The 22,350-nt window shown below is 43.7% G+C and carries 17 protein-coding genes; 15 read left to right on the top strand and 2 right to left on the bottom strand.

Going from position 1 to position 22,350, the window contains the following annotated elements; translation table 11 throughout:
• Positions 1–49: 49 nt before the first annotated feature.
• Together BLV86_RS05030 and ispE are read right to left on the bottom strand one after the other, a co-directional pair.
• Complete coding sequence (locus BLV86_RS05030) at positions 50–754, bottom strand: GntR family transcriptional regulator (protein WP_330373112.1); 705 nt, start codon at positions 752–754, stop codon at positions 50–52.
• 61 nt (positions 755–815) lie between these two features.
• The gene (gene ispE / locus BLV86_RS05025; protein ID WP_090815335.1) at positions 816–1,694 is read right to left on the bottom strand and encodes a 4-(cytidine 5'-diphospho)-2-C-methyl-D-erythritol kinase; all 879 of its coding nucleotides are present in this window, start codon (positions 1,692–1,694) and stop codon (positions 816–818) included.
• A 365-nt stretch (positions 1,695–2,059) separates the two neighbouring features.
• Here ispE and BLV86_RS05020 point away from each other — a divergent pair, with 365 nt between their 5' ends.
• From BLV86_RS05020 to BLV86_RS04950, 15 genes are all read left to right on the top strand, one after another.
• On the top strand, positions 2,060–2,713 hold the full coding sequence (locus BLV86_RS05020; protein WP_090815333.1) for a TetR/AcrR family transcriptional regulator: 654 nt from the start codon (positions 2,060–2,062) through the stop codon (positions 2,711–2,713).
• An 87-nt stretch (positions 2,714–2,800) separates the two neighbouring features.
• Positions 2,801–3,922 carry an efflux RND transporter periplasmic adaptor subunit gene (locus tag BLV86_RS05015; protein ID WP_090815332.1) on the top strand — a complete coding sequence of 374 codons (1,122 nt, stop codon included), beginning with the start codon at positions 2,801–2,803 and terminating at the stop codon, positions 3,920–3,922.
• 20 nt (positions 3,923–3,942) lie between these two features.
• Positions 3,943–7,158, top strand: coding sequence for an efflux RND transporter permease subunit (locus BLV86_RS05010; protein ID WP_090815331.1), 3,216 nt, complete (start codon positions 3,943–3,945; stop codon positions 7,156–7,158).
• Between the two features lie 21 nt (positions 7,159–7,179).
• Positions 7,180–8,385: a TolC family protein gene (locus BLV86_RS05005; protein ID WP_090815330.1), complete on the top strand. Its 1,206-nt coding sequence runs from the start codon at positions 7,180–7,182 to the stop codon at positions 8,383–8,385.
• An 84-nt stretch (positions 8,386–8,469) separates the two neighbouring features.
• Entirely contained in the window at positions 8,470–9,750 is a 1,281-nt protein-coding gene (locus tag BLV86_RS05000) for a TolC family protein (protein ID WP_090815329.1), read from the top strand.
• A 425-nt stretch (positions 9,751–10,175) separates the two neighbouring features.
• A complete protein-coding gene (recA, locus tag BLV86_RS04995) occupies positions 10,176–11,267 on the top strand; it encodes a recombinase RecA (RefSeq protein WP_090815328.1) in 1,092 nt (363 codons plus the stop codon).
• A 146-nt stretch (positions 11,268–11,413) separates the two neighbouring features.
• Complete coding sequence (locus tag BLV86_RS04990; protein ID WP_081828128.1) at positions 11,414–11,968, top strand: regulatory protein RecX; 555 nt, start codon at positions 11,414–11,416, stop codon at positions 11,966–11,968.
• A gap of 206 nt (positions 11,969–12,174) precedes the next feature.
• On the top strand, positions 12,175–12,483 hold the full coding sequence (gene trxA / locus BLV86_RS04985; RefSeq protein ID WP_090815327.1) for a thioredoxin: 309 nt from the start codon (positions 12,175–12,177) through the stop codon (positions 12,481–12,483).
• Positions 12,484–12,503: 20 nt separating this feature from the next.
• Entirely contained in the window at positions 12,504–13,415 is a 912-nt protein-coding gene (locus tag BLV86_RS04980; RefSeq protein WP_090815326.1) for an NAD(P)/FAD-dependent oxidoreductase, read from the top strand.
• 51 nt (positions 13,416–13,466) lie between these two features.
• Complete coding sequence (locus BLV86_RS04975; protein ID WP_090815325.1) at positions 13,467–14,012, top strand: glutathione peroxidase; 546 nt, start codon at positions 13,467–13,469, stop codon at positions 14,010–14,012.
• Between the two features lie 107 nt (positions 14,013–14,119).
• On the top strand, positions 14,120–14,584 hold the full coding sequence (locus tag BLV86_RS04970; RefSeq protein ID WP_090815324.1) for a MarR family winged helix-turn-helix transcriptional regulator: 465 nt from the start codon (positions 14,120–14,122) through the stop codon (positions 14,582–14,584).
• Between the two features lie 564 nt (positions 14,585–15,148).
• A complete protein-coding gene (gene rny, locus BLV86_RS04965) occupies positions 15,149–16,699 on the top strand; it encodes a ribonuclease Y (protein WP_031552085.1) in 1,551 nt (516 codons plus the stop codon).
• A gap of 9 nt (positions 16,700–16,708) precedes the next feature.
• The gene (locus tag BLV86_RS04960; RefSeq protein ID WP_049962380.1) at positions 16,709–19,513 is read left to right on the top strand and encodes a transglycosylase domain-containing protein; all 2,805 of its coding nucleotides are present in this window, start codon (positions 16,709–16,711) and stop codon (positions 19,511–19,513) included.
• 425 nt (positions 19,514–19,938) lie between these two features.
• Positions 19,939–21,636 (top strand): putative manganese-dependent inorganic diphosphatase, encoded by a 1,698-nt coding sequence (locus BLV86_RS04955; protein ID WP_031552090.1) that lies wholly within the window; start codon positions 19,939–19,941, stop codon positions 21,634–21,636.
• Between the two features lie 186 nt (positions 21,637–21,822).
• On the top strand, positions 21,823–22,332 hold the full coding sequence (locus tag BLV86_RS04950; protein ID WP_031552093.1) for a shikimate kinase: 510 nt from the start codon (positions 21,823–21,825) through the stop codon (positions 22,330–22,332).
• Positions 22,333–22,350: the final 18 nt, after the last annotated feature.

The raw sequence follows: 22,350 nt of genomic DNA, 5'->3' as shown, positions 1-22,350 counted from the left end.
TTCCGCCGCAGCGATTCGTTTTTTAATAGATGCCTTCCGGCTCGGCCGGTTACTTCTTCCGCTGCTTTTTGCTTTCAGCCTCTGCTTCCCACTCCAGATTCTGGGAAACCGTTGACTCCTGATTGTCGATATGCTCCTTCATGAGAGTCTTGGCACGAATGATATCACGGATCTTGATAGCCTCAAGAATCTTCTCATGCTCATTGATAAGAGTACCCCTCTGAGCCTCATCCTTAATATACTCCAGACGATATCTGTACATCTGCTCACGAAGATTATTGATCATCTGAACAAGCTTATCATTGCGGGTAGCCTTGTAAATAATGTCATGATAGGCTTCATCAGCTTCCGCAATCTCCATTTCAGAGCCATTATTCTCAACAACCTTTTTGAAATGGTCTTCCGCATCTGCAAGCTCCTTTAACTCCTCATCATTGATACGCTGACAGGCCAAATCTGTAGCAAGCTCCTCGAGTGCGCCGCGAACCTCAAGAACATCCTGTAAACTCTTGTGGGAAATCTTGGCAACCTCGGCACCACGCCTCGGAATCATGATAACAAGACCCTCAAGCTCCAGCTTACGGATAGCCTCTCTTATAGGCGTGCGGGAAACCCCAAGCTTTTCAGCAAGCTGAATCTCCATGAGACGCTCACCGGGTTTCAGCTCCCCCTTAAGGATTGCCTGTCTCAAAGTATTGAAAACGAGATCTCTGAGAGGAAGATACTCGTTCATGTTAACTGTGAATTCACTCATCAAGGTTTTGTCCTCCAAAATTTTATAGGTTAGATTATCTCCGGAATAAAAAATCGTCATATCAGCGCCAGGGCTCTGTAAGATAGACCTGCTTGGCGAGATTCCTGTATTTTCCGAATCGCAAAGCTTCATAGCATTTTTTGGCTTCGGCAACATCACTGAAAATACCGAATACCGTAGGACCTGAGCCGGACATGATTGCATTTACGGCTCCAAGCTTCTTCATGGCATCTTTTATAAGCTCTATTTCCGGATATTTTTTGCATGTAACTGTCTCCAGGATATTTCCCATATTTACGGCAACTTCAGTAACATCCTGCTTTTCAAGGGCAGCTATCACGGCATCAACGTCCGGATGAGCTTCTGCCGGCAGGTCATTAACATGAAGATTCTGATATACAAACTTAGTTGATACGGAAATCGCCGGCTTTGCAAGCACTATGGGACAGGACGGCAGCTTCTTAAGAGGTGTGAGTACTTCGCCGATTCCTTCAGATAAGGCAGTACCCCTCGTAAGGCAGAATGGCACATCCGCTCCAAGCTTAACTCCACGTAACTTAAGATCTTCTGTGGATAATCTCAGATTAAAGAGCTTATTCATTCCGTAAAGAACAGAAGCCGCATCGGTTGATCCTCCTGCCATTCCGGCAGAAACGGGGATCACCTTTTTTAACTGCATTGAAACGCCCTCTTTGATATCGAACTCATCAATGAGCATCCTGGCTGCGCGGTACATAAGATTGTTCTCATTGACAGGCAGAAACGAAAGGTTGGTTGTAAGCTTTATTTCCGGATCCTTTGTTTTCTGCATGTCGATATTGTCATGGAGCTTTACGGTCTGCATGATCATTCTTACGTCGTGATAACCATCCTCTCTTTGTCGTAAAACGTCCAAAGACAAGTTGATCTTTCCGTAGGCCTGCAGTTTAACACTGTCCATAAATTAAATCTCCGAAATTCATATATAAATCGTTCTTTGTATACAATACTCCGTTATTGTAATGCAAATATTCTGTTTAAGCAAGGAGTTGTGTACTTGGATTTATACAATATTCTAAAAAAAATATAAAAAAGAAATATATTGTTTATGAAAAAGTAAAATAATGCAGAAGAAATAATTGACAGAATGACACCTTGTCACTATACTCAGATATCACGAGGTGACAATCTGTCACTAAAAATGACAAAATGTCATAACACTGCCTTATAACAGGTATTCCACACAAGGCAGGAGACAGTTAACAGCAGTATAATGCACCCTGCATCTGAGTTTATGCAGGGATATATAAGAATCGGAGGCTATAAGTGTCAACGGAAAGGTTCGAAAAGTTGTCGAAGGACAAACGGCAACGAATCCTGAATGCGGCCAGAGAAGAATTCGCCAGAGTTCCCTATGAGGAAGCATCCATTAATCAGATAATCAAAAATGCAGGTATCTCCAGAGGCAGTTTCTATACCTATTTTGAGGATAAGAGAGATATTCTCCAATACATATTCAAGGAAGAAGGAGAAAAAAACAGTCACTTTCTGAAGGAGATAGTATTGGAAAACAGAGGTGATTTCTGGAAAGCCATTACAGAATACACTCGAAGAGTGGCCGGGTACATGAAAAAAGGAACCATACAGCAGAGTATCAACATTCTTACTCAGACAAATATGATGAGACGAGTGGTGGACTGGGTGGAAACGGATATTAAGATCAGGGAAGAGACCGAGAAGGAACAGTTGGAATGGATGATGGAACATCTTGATCTCAGCCTTATGGATGTAAGAGGAAGTAAAGAAAGACTTGGGTTGATACTGAAATCCGCACATATGCTTTCCGTAACAGCGCTTTTTAACATGCTACTCCATCCTGATAAAGATGAAAACCTGATCCTTCGGGAATTTAATATGCAGCTTGAGCTTTTGAGATACGGAGCAGGCAGGGAGGCCCGGAAACTTATCGAGGCTTCATAAAAGAAGAGAGCATAAAAAACAGAGAATAACCAGACAGAGTGACATTTGACTGAAAAAATATTTCCATAGAAAAGATTGGAGAGTTGTATGAAAAAACCGGTAGCAATATTAATCGTTGTTGGAATAATAGGCGTTATTGGCTGGGCAATCGCAGCCAGGATCATGAAGCCGAAGGATGAGATACAGACCAAGGAGCTTCCTGCAGTTACCATATCAAACGCCACCCTTGGATCTATCAAACATGATACCTCCATAATGGGAAAGATCCAGCCTTCAGATACTTACAATGTATCCCCGAAGGTTTCCGGCGAGATCATTGAGATCTACGTACAGAACGGTGACACCGTAAAGCAGGGAGATCCCATCGCAAAGATAGATAACCAGAAGGCCATAGATTCTGCAAAGGCAAGCCTTGATGCAGCTAATGCTTCCGTCCGGGCATCTCAGCAGCAGGCTGCTACTGCGGCGGATGCATTAAATCGTATGACACCGCTCTTCCAGGCAGGTGATGTGGCTCCTCAGACCTTTACGTCCACACAGAATTCTGCCAATGCCGCCCAGGCTCAGGTTGCTTCGGCAAAGGCCCAGGCAGAGTCTGCAAAACTGAATTACGATACCCAGATTGAATACGCAACAGTCACAGCCCCTTCCGACGGAACCATACAGAACCAGAATATGACATTAAACGGAACTGTTTCACAGTCCTCGGTGCTTTGTGTCATCACGGGTTCCGGTCAGAGAAAGGTTACCTTCAGTGTGACTGAGGAAATCCTTAACAACCTGTCCATCGGGCAGAAGGTGACTGTTGAAAAAAACAGTTCCGAATATGAGGGAGCCATAACTAAATTAAGCAGACTGGTAGATAACTCCACAGGACTTTTTGCGGTAGAGGCTGATCTTTTTAATGCCGAAGCCCTGGCTGACGGTGTTGCAGCGAAGGTTGAGCTTACTGCGGCAACAGCTGATAATACCATGATCATACCTGCGGACTATGTTTACTATTCAGCAGGAAATCCTTATGTATATGTATACGAGGACGGCATCGCCAAGAGAGCCTTCATTACTTTGGGAATCACAAATGAATCAGAGTACCAGGTACTGGACGGCATCACAACCTCCGATAAGATCGTTTCGAGCTGGACACAGGACATCTATGATGGAGCCAGCGTTCGTATCATAGATGAAAATGGAAATATATCAGCTGACTGATATCAGGAAGGAGCATTATAATGCAAAAAATAACCGAATTTGTCATCAGAAGACCGGTTACCACACTCCTGGTAATTATCAGTCTCATATTCTTTGGCATAATGTCCCTTCTTAATCAGAAGATGGAGCTTATGTCAAACATCGATTTTCCGGTAATCATCATTACCACAACCTACAACGGTGCGTCTCCGGAAGATATTGATGAGCTTATTACAACGCCTATAGAAGAGGGTGTTGCGGTACTTTCGGATGTAAAAACAGTAACTTCAAAATCCTCTGAAAACTATGGCTTCACCATGGTTCAGTATGAGTATGGTACTGACATGGACAAGGCTTACGACGAGCTGAAAAAGAAGATAGACCGGGTAAAGACAGAGTTTCCGGAGGGTGCCAAGGATCCGGATGTCCTTACCATGAATGTCAACGAGCAGCCGTCACTCAGCCTGTCCATAGAGAATTCGGCTCAGGATAATATGTATAACTATGTTGAAAATGACATTTCCCCTGAGTTTGAAAGCCTTGGAACAGTTGCCAGTGTATCACTTGCCGGCGGACAAAAGCAGTATGTAAGCATTGAGATAAAGCCGGATAAGCTTAAGCAGTATAACCTTACCATGGCAACAGTGGCTTCCACAGTGGCAGCGGCGGATTTCTCCCTCCCTGCGGGAACCACCAATGTAGGCACACAGAAGCTGTCCGTATCCACAGGTAATACCTATGACAAGGTAAAAGCTCTTGAAAGCATCCCTATCACTACAGGAAACGGAAATACTGTATATCTCAGTGATATAGCACGCGTAAATCTGGCTCTCAAAGACAGGGAGGCCATAGGAAGATACAACGGACAGGATACCATCATGCTGGATCTCACCAAGAAACAGAGTGAGTCGGCGGTTTCCATGTCAAATCAGGCTAAAAAGCTTATCAAGGAGCTGGAAGCAAGAGATGATAATCTGAAGATCCGTATAATCGATGATGATGCAGACAGCATTAAGAGCTCTCTGACATCAGTGTTTGAGACAATGATCGCGGCCGTTATCATTTCCATGATCATAATCATATTGTTCTTCGGTGATCTGAAGGCATCTCTCATAGTTGGTACCTCAATCCCGCTGTCTATCCTTACAGCACTTGTAGCCATGTGGGCAATGGGATATTCCCTTAACATGGTTACCATGTCAGCCCTGGTTCTCGGCGTTGGTATGATGGTTGATAACTCCATCGTTGTACTTGAAGCCTGTTTCAGAGCCATGGATAAGTACAGTACGGTTGGTTTGAAAACAAGACAGTCAGCAGCTCTCGAGTCCATACAGACAGTCGGTGAGTCGGTTCTTGGTTCGACCCTTACCACCTGCGTAGTATTCCTGCCGCTTGGTTTCATGAAGGGACTTATGGGACAGTTCTTCGGACCACTTGGATTTACCATCGTGTTCTGTATGCTGTCATCTCTTATTTCTGCGGTTTCCATAGTGCCTCTCTGCTTTGTTATGTATAAACCTAAGGAGAACAATCATGCTCCGGTTCATAATATTATACAGAGAATGCAGGTAGCCTATCGCGTAATAATCGATAAGTTCCTTAACCACAAAGCTCTGGTGCTTATCATTTCAATTGCCCTTTTCATTAGCTCACTTGGATTATTGAAAGCTATCAAGGTGGAGATGATGCCGGCAACCGATAACGGTAAGCTGACCATTACCCTGAATACAAGATCGGGTCTCAAGGTGGATGAAATTGATAAGATGCTTCTCAAGATAGAGGATGTAGTCTCTCAGGATCCCGATACAAAAAACTACAGAGTGTCTTCTGGCGGTTCGGGTATCCAGACCATGTATTACGGAAGTACTTCTACCGTCACCGTGGAGCTTATTAAAGAAAGGAGCATGAAGACAAAGGATAAAGCCACCTACTATCGTAAGCTTTTCGATGGTTTCCCCGATGCGGTGGTTTCCGTAAAGGCCAATAACTCCATGTCCGGTATGTCAACGGCAAAGGAGACGTATGAGACTATACTTAAGTCTTCAAATTATAATGATCTGAAACAGGCCTCCAAGGAAATAGTGGAAGAGCTTCAGAAAAGGGAAGATATTACAGCTGTTCACTCTTCACTGGAGAATGCAGCACCCCTTATCAAGATCCACGTGGATCCTATAAAGGCTAATGCAGAAGGTCTTACACCTCAGGGTGTCGGAAATCAGCTTTACAACATGATCTCCGGTAAGAAAGCCATGACCATGCGTATAGACGGACAGAATACCGATGTTACCGTAGAGTATCCTAAGGATGAGTTTGATGATGTAGAAAAGATCAAGGATGTATTCCTTACAACCCCTTCCGGCTCCCAGGTACAGCTTAAGGACATCAGTGAGGTGGTATTTGAGGATTCACCTGCCTCTATTTCGAGAGAAAACAAGAAGTATATTGCAACCATAACGGCTGATTACACCACTAAGGCGGATCAGATGTCCCGAATGAGCATCAATAATGAAGTGATCAAGAAGTATCTCGTAAATGGTATAACCACGGGTCTGAATTCTTCCGATCAGTCACAGCAGGAAGAGTTCGCATCCTTTGGTGTAGCGCTGGTTATCGCTGTATTCCTCATCTGGGTAGTAATGGCTTCGCAGTTTGAGTCCATGAGATTTTCATTCATGGTCATGACCACGCTTCCTTTGGCACTTATCGGTTCCTTTGCACTTTTGTGGCTGACGGATGCATCTATCTCCATGGTATCACTTCTTGGATTTATGATGCTGGTTGGTACGGTTGTTAATAACGGTATCCTTTATGTAGATACCGTAAACCAGTACAGAATGGGTATGCCGAGGCGCCGTGCCCTTATAGAAGCCGGTGCAACCAGACTCCGACCTATCCTTATGACAACCCTCACCACCGTTCTTTCCATGATACCTATGGCTTTAGGTATCGGTGATAACGGTGAAATGATGAGAGGTCTTGCAATAGTAGATATAGGCGGACTTACGGCCTCTACCATACTGGCCCTACTGGTACTTCCTATTTACTACACCGTAATGGATAAGAAGAAAAAGAATGTAGATATGGATGTTCCGAGCGCCGGATACATGGAAGGTAAGAATCCTGCGGAGTATTACCAGAAGAAGGCCGCAGAGGAATGGGAACGTTACGGCACACCTGACGATGATCCAACAGGTGAAGATGATTTTGAAGAGAAACTGGAAGAGAAAGCAGATTTCACTGAAGGCTTCCCGGATTGATAAAAATTCAGGAGATATTAAATGAGAATTAGTGGAAAAAAACTGGCTATTGTTATGGCGGGAGTAATGCTGGCAGAGACATTTGCAGGATCCGCTGTGACAGCATTGGCAGCAACGGGGGCTACAGTTGACAAAGCCCCCAAGCAGACCTCCTATGAAAGAGAAAGATCTGCGGAAGAGTGGGCGTCCCTCCGTGACAATGTACTTACATGGGATGAGATAAGGGATCTTGTGCATGAGTACAATCCCACAGTTTCTTCTCTTTGGATAAACTACAGGGACAATGATGACGGCGGAACCTATGACCTTACATATGACGATGTTATCGATAATATCGAAACTACCTATGAGAACTCTTTGGGAATAAGTGACGCACAGGATGCTTCTGCGGAACTCACAAGAAAAACGTCACTTGCAAGCGTTGATACAACCATCCAGAACTCAGACAGAGAAGTAGTGACAAAGGGTTATCAGAAAACAGAAGTGCAAACTGCCGAAGCCATAAAGCAGAAAATAATCGGTATATATACATCGGAGCTTAGTGCAAAACTCTCTGAGATCACAGTAAATAATGACAGGAATCTTTTAGAGCAGGCACAGCGTAAGCTTCAGGTTGGTACTGGAACAGAGCTTGATGTTCTGAAGGCAGAAAAGACTCTGAAGGATGACGAGACAGCACTTCAGAAAGCATTATCCGACCGGATAAAAAACAAGCAGACAGTACTTGTAAACCTTGGCTGGAAATATGATGCGGAGCCGGTTATTTGTGCGGTACCTGAGGTTACGGACGAAATGATCAATTCCATAAACCTTCAGGAAGATATCACAAAGGCATACGGAAACAGCTACGTCCTTGCCATAGATGAAAAGAAGCTGGCACTTGCAGAATCAGAAAGTACAACAAGCAGTGCTCAACTTACTCTGAACAGTGACAAAAACCAGGTGCAGTCAGACATGACTTCTGTTTACAATGCACTTTTAACAGCCCAGAATGAACTTTTAAAGCAGCAGCTGGATGAGCTGAATCTTACAGAGACCCTGAATCAGGTCACAAGAAGTTATCAAACGGGATCCGCAAGCTTAAGGGAGCTTGAGAGTGCACAGTTTAATCTGGAATCCTCAAAGTTAAACACTGAGCTTAAGAAGTATGCACTTCAGTCAGCGTACTTTACATATATTTCATATAGAGACGGGCTTGCAGGAACAGGAACAAATTCGGCATCATAAAAATCCGGACTTTAGATAAAGATTTTGTATTTGAAGAAATAGGTTTCCCCCGGAAATCTTTATGAACGTCGCATGGAGATTACTATGAAAAGGAATATTTTGAGAACTGCAGCAGGCGTTACATTGACATTGGCTGTAATGTCCTGCAATGCAGCATTGGCATCAAACCCCATGCCCGGTACCAGAACTCTGACGCCTGTGTATGATCCCTACACTAAGCAGCAAAGTCTCACCGGCGTTGACTCACAGGAACGCCCAAATGGCATGGACGATGTTACCTGGGCAAGACTTCAGGATGATGTCATCGATTATGACGAGATCGAAAACCTGGTTGAGTACAGAAGTATCATAGCACAGCAGCAGTATGCGGCCATAGACAATATCGCTGTTGATATGAATACCATAGTGGACAGTCTGAGCAGTACCATAGAAGACTTAAACGCCATGATTTCGGATCTGAAAGATGCAAAAAACAGCACGGATAATGAAGCCGAAAAGGAAGCTTATGAAGCGTCCATAAAGATGATCAGCGCCATGATCAACAGCAGTGGCTCCACAGATACCCTTCACGTGGCAAAATCAAGCGCAGAAAGCGGCCTTACAAGTACTGTGAACAGGATAAAAATGTCCATGCATGGCAGCAAGGTTTCAATTGTTACCGGCATGAATGCGGCATTTATAGGATATCAGTCACTTGCCGAGCTTGAACAAATGTATCAGAAACAGGTGGACATGTACCAGACGATTTATGATTCCACCCAAAGATCATGGGCAGTAGGTATGGCCACGGATCTCCAGGTAAAAAAAGCTGAAGCAGATCTCAAATCCGCCATGATCAACCTTAACAAAAACAGGGATAATATGCGGAGCATAAGAGATAAGATGGCCCTGATCCTTGGCTGGGATTCTTCAAATTGTGCCAATGTTTCTATCGGTGCCATGCCCGCATATGATGAAAACTACATCTTTACCAGAAATCTCGATAACGATATTGCCGAGGCCCGCCTGCATAATGTTAAATACGGTACAGCTCAGGGCACAGTGGACAAAAACATCACAGGATACACAGAGACAGATATCAGTCGAAACGAAGCCCGTGAAAACCTTAATGTCTCTATGTCTGACCTCTACAACACCGTTATAAGGGCAGCTTCCGAAAACAATGCCGCCCAGGCAGGCTATGCCCTTGCCGCAAGACAAAAGGGTCAGGCCGAAAGAAGCTACGCCGTAGGAACAGTCGGAAACGGCGAGTACCAGGGCGCCCTTGTTCAGTACATTGTCTCCGAAGCCCAGGCCAACATGGCCATGATCAACGCCTCCGCCGCCGTCCTAAACTACCAGGCCGCGCTCAAAGGATTTGTGTGATTGCTTAAAAAGCGAAATAATATTTCCATGAATCCACCGGGATGATTCTCTCTTTGAGAATCATCTCTGGTGGATTTTATAATAATTTCCGGGAAGCATTAGGGAATTAGTAAAGTAAATTGCAAAAAAATGCAAGGGATGGGTGACTAGGCTTGCGAGTTGAAAGAACACCCCCGCGGATATGTCCGATCAGAATGCACATACCTGTGCATTCTGGGCGGACATATCCGCGGGGGTGTCCTTTCAATCTCGTGGGCCGTCACACGTCCCTTGCATTTTTTTGCTCACAGCCTAGAGTAAACTAAACCTAGTCTGAATTTAGAGTATATTATTGAGCAAAACCTTGTGTTATACTCCTTGACATCGAATCTAAATAAGATTAAAATACAAAATAACACAAAACATATGTTTTACGGAGGACAAACATGGCAAAGACCACAAAAACCCCGGTTAATTTTAACCAGGACCGCGAAGAAAAATTAAAAGCACTGGACGTTGCTTTAACACAGATAGAGAAGAATTTCGGAAAAGGCTCCATTATGAAGCTCGGAGATTCCGCAGCCAGCCTCAATGTAGAAACTGTACCCACAGGTTCACTTTCTCTTGATATAGCTCTCGGAGCCGGAGGATTCCCTAAAGGAAGAATCATAGAAATCTACGGACCTGAATCATCAGGTAAAACAACCCTTGCACTTCATGCAGTATCTGAAGTTCAGAAGAGAGGCGGAATAGCCGGATTTATCGATGCAGAGCATGCACTGGATCCAAAGTATGCCCAGGATATCGGAGTAGATATTGACAACCTTTACATATCACAGCCTGATTCAGGTGAACAGGCACTTGAGATTGCAGAGACCATGGTAAGATCAGGCGCCATGGACATCCTTGTAATCGACTCTGTAGCAGCACTTGTACCAAAGGCTGAGATAGACGGAGAGATGGGTGATTCCCATGTGGGACTTCAGGCAAGACTCATGTCTCAGGCATTACGTAAGCTTACTTCCATCATTGCAAAATCAAACTGCATACTTATCTTTATTAACCAGCTCCGTGAGAAGGTCGGAGTTATGTTCGGAAGTCCTGAGACCACCACAGGAGGACGTGCTCTTAAGTTTTATGCATCTGTAAGACTTGATATAAGAAGAGTTGAGACCCTGAAGCAGAACGGTGATGCGGCAGGAAACCGCGTAAGAGTAAAGGTTGTTAAGAACAAGATTGCTCCTCCTTTCAAACAGTGCGAGTTCGACATCATGTTTGGCGAAGGTATCTCAAAGTCAGGAGATGTACTTGACCTTGCGGTTGAAGAAAATATCGTTGAAAAGTCAGGTGCATGGTTTGCCTATAACGGTGAGAAGATAGGACAGGGCCGTGAGAATGCCAAGGAATATCTTAAGGCAAATCCGAGGATCATGGCAGAGGTTGAAGGCAAGGTTCGTGAGAAGTACGGACTTCCAAAGGATGAATTTGCCGAGGCGGAAGCTGCACTGGCAGCTTCAGAGTCTGACGATGAAGCATAAAAAGACTGAATATTACAATACTGAGATATTTTCTCGCTGCTATGCTAAGGGCGGTTGCTTTGATAAGAAATGCCGACCCTTGGCCGGCATTTGATTTTGCAAGTATATATAACAGTCAAAAAAGCTTATACAGATGAGATGTTACAGTGAAAACAATAGACGATTTATTAAAAGAGCATGGCGGGGAAGTGTCTGGATATAACCTTGATCCTGACAAGATGTCCGAACATGACAAACTTTTAAACCGATGTAAGGAACGGAGTCTCTACCTTTTGGAACAGGCTGCTAAACCAGAATCAAAACTCAGAGAAAAACTGGTTAAATCAGGAAGATACAGCGAAGAGATCATAGAAGAGACCATGGATTTCCTGAAAAAATACGATTATATCAATGACTTAAGATTTGCAAAGCAGCTGATAAAACACTATTCAGGTTCAAAGTCCCTTAGGGAAATTGAACAGAAGCTTTATCAGAGAGGTGTGAATCAAAAAGATATAAAGGAAGCAATGGCCGAATTCAAAGATGATGAGCTGTCAGAAGGCGCTGAGATGAGAGCAGTTAAAGCTGCCATATATAAAAAGTGCAAAGACCCTTCTGCATTGGATGCAGAACAGAAAAGGAAGCTTTACGCTTCACTTATGCGAAAGGGATTTTCTTATTCCACAGTCAGAAATGCACTTTCAATAGAAGAAGATTATTGATCATATCAGGGAAACGCCTTAATCGGCAATTCCCTGATTTTTTGTATTTCGAAAACACGTGCTGCACGCTGATTCAGGTTTTGCCGCCCCAAAATTATAAACTAAATTTTAGAATTAAATTGTTGACAATCTATTATAAATTGCGTACAATTTAATCAAGTCAAATGACAAATAACAAAATTTTAAAATATAACGGAGGTAACAATATGGCAGCACAGGCAATTAATACAACAGATTTTGATGAGAAGGTACTTAAGAGTGATGTTCCGGTACTGGTGGATTTTTGGGCAAGCTGGTGCGGACCATGCAAGATGCTCGCTCCGATCATAAGTGAGATTGCTGATTCCGCAGACGGCTTCAAGGTTATGAGTGTAGATGCCGATGAAAATCCGGAGCTTCTTGACAGATACGGAATCAGATCCATCCCGACACTCATTGTTTTTAAAAACGGTGAGATTTATAAGCAGTCTGTAGGTTTTGTTCCTAAAGAGCAGGTACTTGAGCTTCTTAAGTAATATATTGAGAGGAAAATGTTATGGTAGATGTAGTAATAATCGGCGCCGGCACAGCTGGCCTTTCCGCTGCGATCTATACCGTAAGAGCCGGAAAAAGTGCACTGGTGCTTGAAGCCTCATCCTATGGTGGACAGATAATCAACACTCCGGACATCGAAAACTATCCGGGAATAGCACATATCTCAGGATTTGATTTTGCAACAGGACTTTATAATCAGGCAAAAGATCTGGGTGCAGACATAAAATTCGAAAAAGTAACCGGCATTATCAATGCCGGAGACATTAAGAAAGTAACCACTTCGCAAAACGAGTATGAGTGCAAAGCAGTGATACTTGCTACAGGTGCAAAAAACCGTCCTCTTGGACTTTCCAATGAGAAAACATTGGTAGGAAAAGGTGTTTCATACTGCGCAACCTGCGACGGAATGTTCTATAGAAATAAGGTGGTAGCTGTAAACGGCGGCGGTAACACTGCCCTTGAGGATGCACAGTTTCTTTCCAATTACTGTGAGAAGGTATATGTGATCCACAGAAGAGACCAATTCCGCGCAGATCAGAAAGAAGTAGAGCGTTTAAAAGCAAAAGACAACGTAGAATTCGTTCTGGACAGTACTATTACAAAACTTAATGAGGATGCCGCCGGTCTTGTATCAATCGAAGTTACAAATAAAACCACAGGCGATACAAGAACCATAGAAGTATCCGGATTATTCGTTGCCATAGGTCAGGCTCCCGACAATACTGCATTTGAAAATGTGGCAGAGCTTGACGAAAAAGGCTATATAAAGGCCGGTGAAGACCTGAAAACCGGAACAGAAGGTATTTTCACTGCCGGAGACTGCCGTACCAAAACGGTGAGACAGCTTACAACCGCAGCCTCAGACGGTGCGGTGGCAGCATTGGCAGCCTGCGGATATATAGATGCTATGTAGATTTTTATTCGATAAACCGAATTGTTAGTTAAGAACTGAAAGGAGATAATTATGGCTGAAATTTATGAAATCAAAGTTCTTGATAAGGAAAAGAATGAAACAACACTTGAGGAGTACAAGGGTAAGGTAATGCTTATTGTGAATACAGCTACCGAGTGTGGATTTACACCACATTATGAGCAGCTTCAGTCCATGTATGAAAAGTATATGGATAAGGGACTTGTTATACTGGACTTCCCTTGTGATCAGTTTGGACATCAGGCACCGGGAACCGAGCAGGAGATAGCAAAGTTCTGTTCAAGCAGATTTGGTGTTAAGTTCCCTATGTTTGCAAAGATAGATGTAAACGGGGAAAATGAGACAGAGCTCTTTAAGTATCTCAAGTCACAGCAGGGATTCAAGGGACTTGGTGAAGGAAAAACGGCAGACTTCATGAAGGATTTTATCGCAAAACAGCATCCTGACTATGAAAGCACACCTGATATAAAGTGGAATTTCACAAAGTTCCTGATCGACAGAGATGGTAATGTTGTGGACCGTTTCGAGCCTACCATGGATATGGCTCAGGTTGAGGAAAAGGTTGCCGCAATCCTCTGAATTTAATACGTTTTTTAGAATTTGTCGGTTTTATGTTAAAATAAGGAAAATGATTTACAGGCCACTATGGCAGAGTTTTATTTTTAAACATTTATCCGGAGGTTAAAATGTCAGATAAATATGAATCTCTGAAAATAGAAAACCAGCTTTGCTTTCCGCTCTATGTCTGCGCAAAAGAACTGGTCCGGAGATATACGCCTTTTTTGGAGAAAATAGATCTAACATACACCCAGTATATAGCCATGATGGTTCTATGGGAAAAGAAAAGAGTCAACGTAAAGGAGCTGGGCGAATGTTTATACCTCGATTCCGGCACCCTGACCCCCCTTCTTAAACGCCTCGAGGCAAAAGGCCTTATAAAAAGAGAACGCTGTCCCGAAGACGAAAGATCCCTTGACGTGACTATCACAGAAAAAGGAGTTCAGCTTAGAGAAGAAGCCCTTGAAGTCCCCAAAGAAATGGGCAGCTGCATAAAACTCACTAAAGAAGAAGCCGGCACCCTCTATCGTCTCCTCTACAGAACACTGGAATGTGTCGAAAACTCAAAAGAAACAGAAAAAAAGAAAAAATAGGATCAAAACCAGGACAGAGCCGGAGGGTATCCATTTTGATCGCTAACTCAGGCAGAGAAAAATCAAAGCAGGCCACGTAGAGTTGGTGGGCATCCATCTAAAAACGTTGAGCTGAGACGAGAAAAATAAAAATCGGACCCCTTAGAGGCTCTTGATCCCTTTTCCTTAGCCCCCCTCGCCAAGTCAGAGTTTTCATAAGAGAAAATCTCTGACATTGGCGAGGGTCTAGAGCCTCTTAGGGGTACGATTTTATATTTTTCCGTCGAAGCGACTCGTTTTTAGATGGATGCCCACCAGCTCGTAGTGGCCTGCTTTGATTTTTCGACCGAAAAACCGCACTTCAAAATGGATGCCCTCCGGCTCTGTCCGTCCGTTATACTAATTGTCTATTTGACAGTGACTTCTATTTTATATAAAATATAGTAGTTAAGTTAATGTTTATATTGAAAACAATATAATTTTATATATAAATAGAATTTGACAGGGTAAAAATCTACAAAACCTTTTACCTTTTCACATATCTGTTTGTACATTAACAACAAAATAGTGAAGGAGGTACACAAAGTGTCCCCATTAGGAATTGCTATTCTTTTGGTTGTTGCTGCCATTACAGGCATAGCTATGTTCGTAGCCGGACAGAACAAGGCAAAGTCCGACTATGAGAAAACCGTCGGATCCGCTGAACAGAAGTCCAGAGAGATCATAGATGATGCTATAAGAACAGCCGAGAATAAAAAGAGAGAAGCCCTCCTCGAAACAAAAGAAGAGGCGTTAAAGGCAAAAAACGACCTTGATAAGGAAATCAAGGACAGACGTAAAGAAGTATCGGATCTCGAGCACAGAATGCTGAAGAGAGACGAAGCTTCCGAGAAGAAAGCTGCAAGCCTTGAGCAGAAAGAGCAGGAGCTCCAGAAGCGTCAGGATAAGATCAGCAAAAGAGAAACAGAAGTAGAAGAACTTCATAACCAGAAGGTTACCGAGCTTGAAAGAATTTCCGGTCTCACAAGAGATCAGGCCAAGACAGAACTTCTGAAATCCCTTGAAGAGGATACCAAGCATGATTATGCCATGATGATCCGCGAGATGGACAATCAGGCAAAGGAAGATGCCGAGAAGAATGCACGCAATTACATCGTTGATGCGATACAGAGATGCGCTGCAGATCAGGTTACTGAGTCAACAGTATCCGTTGTACAGCTTCCAAATGATGAAATGAAGGGCCGTATCATTGGCCGTGAAGGAAGAAATATCCGCACACTGGAACAGCTTACAGGTGTTGAACTCATCGTAGATGATACACCGGAAGCAGTTGTTCTTTCAGGTTTTGATCCTATCCGTCGTGAAGTTGCAAGGATAGCTCTTGAGAAGCTTATCGTAGATGGACGTATCCATCCCGCAAGAATTGAAGAAGTAGTAGAAAAAGCTCAGAAGGAAGTTGATGAGACTATCAAAGAGGAAGGAGATGCCGCAATACTTGAAGTTGGTGTTCATGGCATCCATCCCGAACTTGTTAAGCTTCTTGGCCGTATGAAGTTCAGAACATCTTACGGACAGAATGCTCTCAGACATTCAGTGGAAGTTGCCCAGATATCAGGACTTCTTGCAGAGGAGCTTGGACTCGATGTACGTATGGCAAAGAGAGCAGGCCTTCTTCATGATATCGGAAAAGCCATTGACCACGATGTGGAAGGCACACACGTACAGCTTGGTGTAGAGCTTTGCAAGAAGCATCATGAGCCGGAAATCGTCATTAACACTGTGGCATCACACCACGGCGGTACAGAGCCTACATCACTCATTGCCTGTGTAGTTGCTGCTGCCGATGCTATTTCTGCAGCAAGACCGGGTGCAAGACGTAAGTCACTTGAGACGTATACCAACAGACTTAAGGAACTTGAGGATATAACCAATTCATACAAGGGAGTTGAAAAGTCCTTTGCGGTTCAGGCCGGAAGAGAAGTCCGTATCATGGTTGTTCCCGATCAGGTATCTGATGATGATATGACTATCATGGCACATGATATGGCTAAGCAGATCCAGGATCAGATGCAGTATCCTGGTGTTATCAAGGTTAATATCATTCGCGAGTCAAGAGCTGTTGATTACGCCAAGTAAATAAGTCAAATGAATAATAACGAACAAAACACTGAAAAAAAGGCTGAGGTTTCCGCTCCATCAAAGAGACGGAAACCTCGCAGAAGACATCTTATAAAGAAAATATTTAAGCGCATGTTTGTAGGTCTGCTCGTCATTTTGGCGATAGCAGGCCTTTCTGCGTATTTTTTAGTGATTCTGCCGGAGTATGAATCACTTAAGGTTACTGCCTATGACAAGCTGGCATCGGTGGATGTGACAGATATGACCCGGCTTTCGGATACCCAGGTGTTTGACACCAACGGAAAGCTCCTCGGTATAGTTAATGCAGGCCATTTCGAATATGTGGAAATCAACGACATTTCCATAAATCTTCAGAATGCCTACATTGCACATGAGGACAGAAGCTTCAAGATTCATCATGGTGTGGACTGGAGCGCGGTTCTGAGAGCTGCCATAGAGCTTGTCCGCAATAAGGGTGTCATAACCCAGGGTGGTTCCACCATTACCCAGCAGGTGGTCAAAAATACATATCTTACTTCCGAAAGAACCTTCACCAGAAAGTTTGTTGAGATTCTCCTGGCTCAGGAACTGGAAAAAATGTACACCAAGGCTGATATCATGGAGTTTTACTGCAACACAAACTTTTATGGCAACAGCTGTTATGGTGTCGAGGCCGCAAGCCGCTACTATTTTGGAAAATCAGCAAAGGATCTGAATGTCGTAGAGGCAGCGACCCTGGCAGGAATCTCAAATGCTCCTTCCATATATGAGCCTATAGGACATCCCGAGGCCTGTCTCGAAAAGAGAAATCAGGTTCTTAATTCCATGAAGGAACAGGGATATATAACCGGGGAAGAGTATAAAGCCTATGTTGCTTCTTCCCTCGATGTAACCGCGGATCCTCAAAAGCAGACAGATGAAGACTATCTCACATCCTATGCTCTTCATTGTGCGGCTCTTACACTTATGGATATCAACCACTTCGAATTCGAATATATGTGGGACAGCGAGGAGCAGCAGGAGGAATACGAGAAAAAATACGGAGAGTCTTATGAGTACTACACAAATCTCATAAGATCCGGAGGTTACGATATCTATACCTCATTAAATCCTGATATCCAGGCAAAGGTTCAGACTGAGCTTGATGAAAAGCTTTCAAGCTTTACGGAGCTCCAGACCAACGGAAAGTACGCACTCCAGGGTGCAGCAGCTGTGGTTGATAACAGAACCGGATATGTGGTGGCTGTTGTAGGAGGAAGGGGATCGGAGGATAAGTTTAACAGAGCTTATCTGAGTGCACGTCAGCCCGGATCTGCAATTAAACCACTACTTGACTATGCTCCTGCTCTTGATTCCGGTGAGTACAGTCCGGCTACTTTTATAGATGATCACAGGATAGAGAATGGTCCTTCCAACTCAGGCGGCAGTTACAGAGGCGTTCTTACCCTGAGGGAAGCCCTGAACAGATCCCTTAATACCGTAGCATGGCAGATCCTTGAAGACATCGGGACAAAGTTTGGTATAAGCTATCTTTCAAATATGCATTTCATGCAGATGAGCTGGATAGATGGTACAACAAAGGCGGTTTCCATCGGCGGCTTCACCTATGGTGTGAGAGTTGTGGATATGGCGAAGGGATACAGTACCCTTGCAAATATGGGTCAGTACAATGACAACACCTGTATTCTTAAGATAGTCCATGAAAAAGACGGAGACCTTACAAAGGATTATAAATCCACGGGAACAAAGGTATACAGAGAAGATACAGCGTGGATGATGACTGACATACTGAAGGGTACCATTAATGAGCCTTTCGGAACAGGATACGGACTTCAACTCGACAACGGTCAGATAGCTGCCGGAAAGACCGGTACCACCAATGAATCAAAGGATACCTGGTTCTGTGGATACACGAGATACTACACCATGGCAGTCTGGGTGGGTTATGACACTCCAAGGGCTATGCCGGGAGTATACGGTTCCACCTATGCGGGACGAATCTGGCAAAATGCCATGAATGTTCTTCATGAAGGATTGGAACCTGCAGACTGGACACAACCGGCAACTGTAGATCTGAAAACAAATGAATATGGAATTACAGATTATGTTTCTACAACGGCGGAAGTGAGAGCACAGCAGGCACTTCACGAAAAGGAACAGCTGAGGATTTATGAAGAGGCATCGGCATTGGTAGAAAACTATGAGAAGCTTGTGGTCAATACCGTTGAGGATGCACTTACAGCACGTAAATATTATGAGGAAGCTAAACCCTTGGTGGATTCTATCGAAGATAATGAAAAACGTGCAGATCTTCTGGGAAGACTGGAAACCAGAAAGCCATATTTTGATGAGATAGAGGAAAGCTGGGCCCAGGTTATAGACCGTGCTTTGCAGCAAAGTGAAGAGGAATCCAGCAGAGAACAAAAGAGAGCCGAAAGTGAAGCTGTGAATGAAAGATCCGAAGAAGAAAAGCGCATCAATAAAGAGTCATTCATTAGTGCCCTCACAGAGCTTGAAGAGCTTGAGTACAGGGATGAATATACGGAAGAGCTTATAACAGAAACTATAAAGAGACTTCAGTATTGCAATACATATGAAGAAGCATCCATGTACGCAAAAGAATTGCAAAATGCCATTAAGAGAGCAAGAAAACTTCCTACTTATTCAGAATATACTGAGGAAGAGGAATCCTGGGCTGGTTCAGACTCAAGCTTGATAAGAGAACTTCAGGAGTCACTTGAAAATCTTCAGGAGACGACAACAGCGGCGGTTTATAACGAGCCTACCGTTGGGGAAACATTTCCGGATGCTCCGGTACCTGTCTTTGGCTAATGTTAAGTACAATCACATAAGTTTATGTCAAACCATTGCCTTTTTGGCGATGGTTTGATAAAAACATTTTTATAATGTACCGGTTAGTCAGGGATTTCTTAAAAGCTGCAGAATTAAAGCTTTGAAGTATGTTTAAAAAGTAAACTTGTTTTTTAAATGAGGAGACCCCGGCAGGTATTCGCCTAACCGGGGTAATTATGAAAAATCTAATTTGGAAAAAAATCAACGTTCAGAAACATCGAAGACAAACTTCATGTTTATGACTAAAATATAGTATTGATTTATGAATAATTTATGAACAATTATTAAAAAATCCTGTATACAACATTGTTTTTATAATTTGTATATGTAAAAGATAACAAAATTATTTTGAATTATAGTGAATCAATAAATCGGGAGGATACATGACTAAGGGAAAGAGCAATATTCCACATAATACAGAACGTGAAGTTCTGGTTACGGGTCACAGGAACCCTGACACGGATTCCATCTGTGCAGCCATTGCTTATGCAAGATTAAAGAACAAGATCACAAATACGGAGAAGTATATTCCCTGCAGGGCAGGTGAACCCTCAAGAGAGACTCAGTTTGTCCTTGATCACTTTAAGGTTGAGAAACCCAGACTTATAACAAACGTAAAGACACAGGTCACAGATATTGAGTATCGCAAGACTCCGGGCGTAACCAGAGATATGTCTCTGAAAAAGGCCTGGACCATGATGAACGAGGGGAATGTCGTAACCCTTCCCGTAGTCACCTCCAGGAATTCCCTTGAAGGTGTCATAACCATCGGAGACATCGCGAAATCTTATTTCAATGTCTACGACAGCCACATTATCTCAAAAGCCCACACCAAGTTTTCCAATATAGAAGACACCCTGGAAGCAACCACAGTAACCGGTGATGTATCAAGATGCTGTGAAAAGGGCAAGGTTATCATCGCAGCCGCAAACCCTGAGATGATGTCCTACTATATAGAAAAGCATGATATCGTTATTCTCGGAAACCGTGCGGAGAACCAGCTTTCCGCCATGGACAACGGTGCAGACTGTATCATCATCTGTGAGGGTGCCAATGTTTCCCCCACCATAAAGAGCCTGGCCGAAGCAAACGGCATGATCATCATGGTAACAAGCTATGATGCCTATACCGCGGCAAGACTTATCAACCAGTCAATGCCCATAAGCTACTTTATGACAAAAGACAATCTGATAACCTTTACCGAAGATGATTTCGTGGATGAGCTGAGAGAGATCATGGCTTCCAAGAGACATCGTGACTTCCCTATCCTTTCAAAGGACGGAAATTATCTCGGTATGGTATCCCGCAGAAACCTCCTCGGAAATCGCGGAAAGCAGGTTATCCTTGTTGACCACAATGAACCGGGACAGGCTGTTGAAGGCATCGAGGCGGCAGACATTCTGGAGATCATCGACCACCACAAGATCGCAACGGTTCAGACCATGACACCGGTTTATTTCAGAAACCAGCCTCTGGGATGCTGTTCAACCATCATCACTCAGATGTATAAGGAGAATAACATTGAAATCGACAAGCAGACTGCAGGTCTTCTTATGTCGGCAATCATTTCCGATACTCTCCTTTTCAGATCACCTACCTGCACTCCGCTTGACGAACAGACAGGAAGAGAGCTTGCAAAGATTGCCGGAGTTGACATTGAGAAGTATGCCTTCTCTATGTTCTCTGCAGGATCCAACCTGAAGGGCAAGACCATTCAGGAGATATTCTATCAGGATTTCAAGCACTTCTCTGCCGGCAAGATTGAGTTTGGCGTAAGCCAGGTTACAAGTCTTAACAAGGAAGAGCTTGAGCAGTTCAAGGACGGACTTGAAGAGTTTGCTTATAACGCTCTCAAGGTTGAAAAGCTTGATATGAGCTTCATCATGCTCACCAATATCCTTGACAAGAGCACAGATCTTCTTGCGGTTGGCACGGGAGCAGGACAGCTTGTGGAGAATGCCTTCGGCTATACACCGGAAAGAAGACAGGGTAAGAATAAGAACGATAAATCAGACGATTCCTGGTCAGTAGTTCTTCCGGGAGTCGTTTCCAGAAAGAAACAGCTGGTACCTGCGCTTACATTATTTGCTGAACAGCTTTGATATTTGAAAAGTCCTGTACCCCGGGTGCAGGGCTTTTATTCGCGATAAAGCCGAAACTCGTCATGCGAACTTACATAAATGCAGTTGGGAACTCCAGCCATTTAATTCGCTTTGCGTAGGCTGTAGTTACATGTCTGCTATCGCGAAATCGACCAGGAATTTGAATAAAGAGGAGATATCTCAACAATGAATATTACCATGATCGGAATGCCCTCCTGCGGCAAATCCACCATAGGGGTAATGCTTGCAAAGCTGGCAGCCATGGGATTTCTGGACGTAGACATTATGATCCAGGAGAAAACCGGAAAGAAATTGAAAGACATCATCGCAGAAGAAGGCCAGGATGGATTTCTGAAGGTGGAAGGTGATATAGCCTCCTCCATAGAAGTTGAAAATACCATCATTGCCCCCGGCGGCTCCATATGCTATGAAGCGGAAGCCATGGAGCATCTTAAGGAAATAAGCAAGATAGTATATCTCAAGATTTCCTATGAAGATATGGAGCAGAGGATCGGGGATGTTACGGACCGCGGAGTCGCTATGCCGGAAGGTTTCACCCTCAGGGATTTATTCAATGAGAGGGCACCGCTCTACGAGAAGTATGCGGATGTCATCATCGATGAGAAGGGCAAGACTCCTGCGGAGATAGTCCGGGAGATAAAGAACTGGACAGAACAGATCGAAAAGAATATATAACAATAGTAGAAACAGGTC

This window comes from Oribacterium sp. KHPX15, from assembly GCF_900107835.1.
GTDB lineage: Bacteria > Bacillota > Clostridia > Lachnospirales > Lachnospiraceae > Oribacterium.
This window is presented reverse-complemented; position numbering and strand designations above follow the sequence as displayed.

Excerpts from the sequence above, each read along its gene's own strand:
- BLV86_RS04960 (WP_049962380.1), top strand. The coding sequence starts at position 16,709 with ATGAATAATAACGAACAAAACACTGAAAAAAAGGCTGAGGTTTCCGCT.
- BLV86_RS05005 (WP_090815330.1), top strand. The coding sequence starts at position 7,180 with ATGAGAATTAGTGGAAAAAAACTGGCTATTGTTATGGCGGGAGTAATG.
- BLV86_RS04970 (WP_090815324.1), top strand. The coding sequence starts at position 14,120 with ATGTCAGATAAATATGAATCTCTGAAAATAGAAAACCAGCTTTGCTTT.
- BLV86_RS04950 (WP_031552093.1), top strand. The coding sequence starts at position 21,823 with ATGAATATTACCATGATCGGAATGCCCTCCTGCGGCAAATCCACCATA.
- BLV86_RS05000 (WP_090815329.1), top strand. The coding sequence starts at position 8,470 with ATGAAAAGGAATATTTTGAGAACTGCAGCAGGCGTTACATTGACATTG.
- BLV86_RS05030 (WP_330373112.1), bottom strand. The coding sequence starts at position 754 with ATGAGTGAATTCACAGTTAACATGAACGAGTATCTTCCTCTCAGAGAT.
- ispE (WP_090815335.1), bottom strand. The coding sequence starts at position 1,694 with ATGGACAGTGTTAAACTGCAGGCCTACGGAAAGATCAACTTGTCTTTG.
- BLV86_RS05010 (WP_090815331.1), top strand. The coding sequence starts at position 3,943 with ATGCAAAAAATAACCGAATTTGTCATCAGAAGACCGGTTACCACACTC.
- recA (WP_090815328.1), top strand. The coding sequence starts at position 10,176 with ATGGCAAAGACCACAAAAACCCCGGTTAATTTTAACCAGGACCGCGAA.
- BLV86_RS04980 (WP_090815326.1), top strand. The coding sequence starts at position 12,504 with ATGGTAGATGTAGTAATAATCGGCGCCGGCACAGCTGGCCTTTCCGCT.
- BLV86_RS04975 (WP_090815325.1), top strand. The coding sequence starts at position 13,467 with ATGGCTGAAATTTATGAAATCAAAGTTCTTGATAAGGAAAAGAATGAA.
- BLV86_RS05015 (WP_090815332.1), top strand. The coding sequence starts at position 2,801 with ATGAAAAAACCGGTAGCAATATTAATCGTTGTTGGAATAATAGGCGTT.
- trxA (WP_090815327.1), top strand. The coding sequence starts at position 12,175 with ATGGCAGCACAGGCAATTAATACAACAGATTTTGATGAGAAGGTACTT.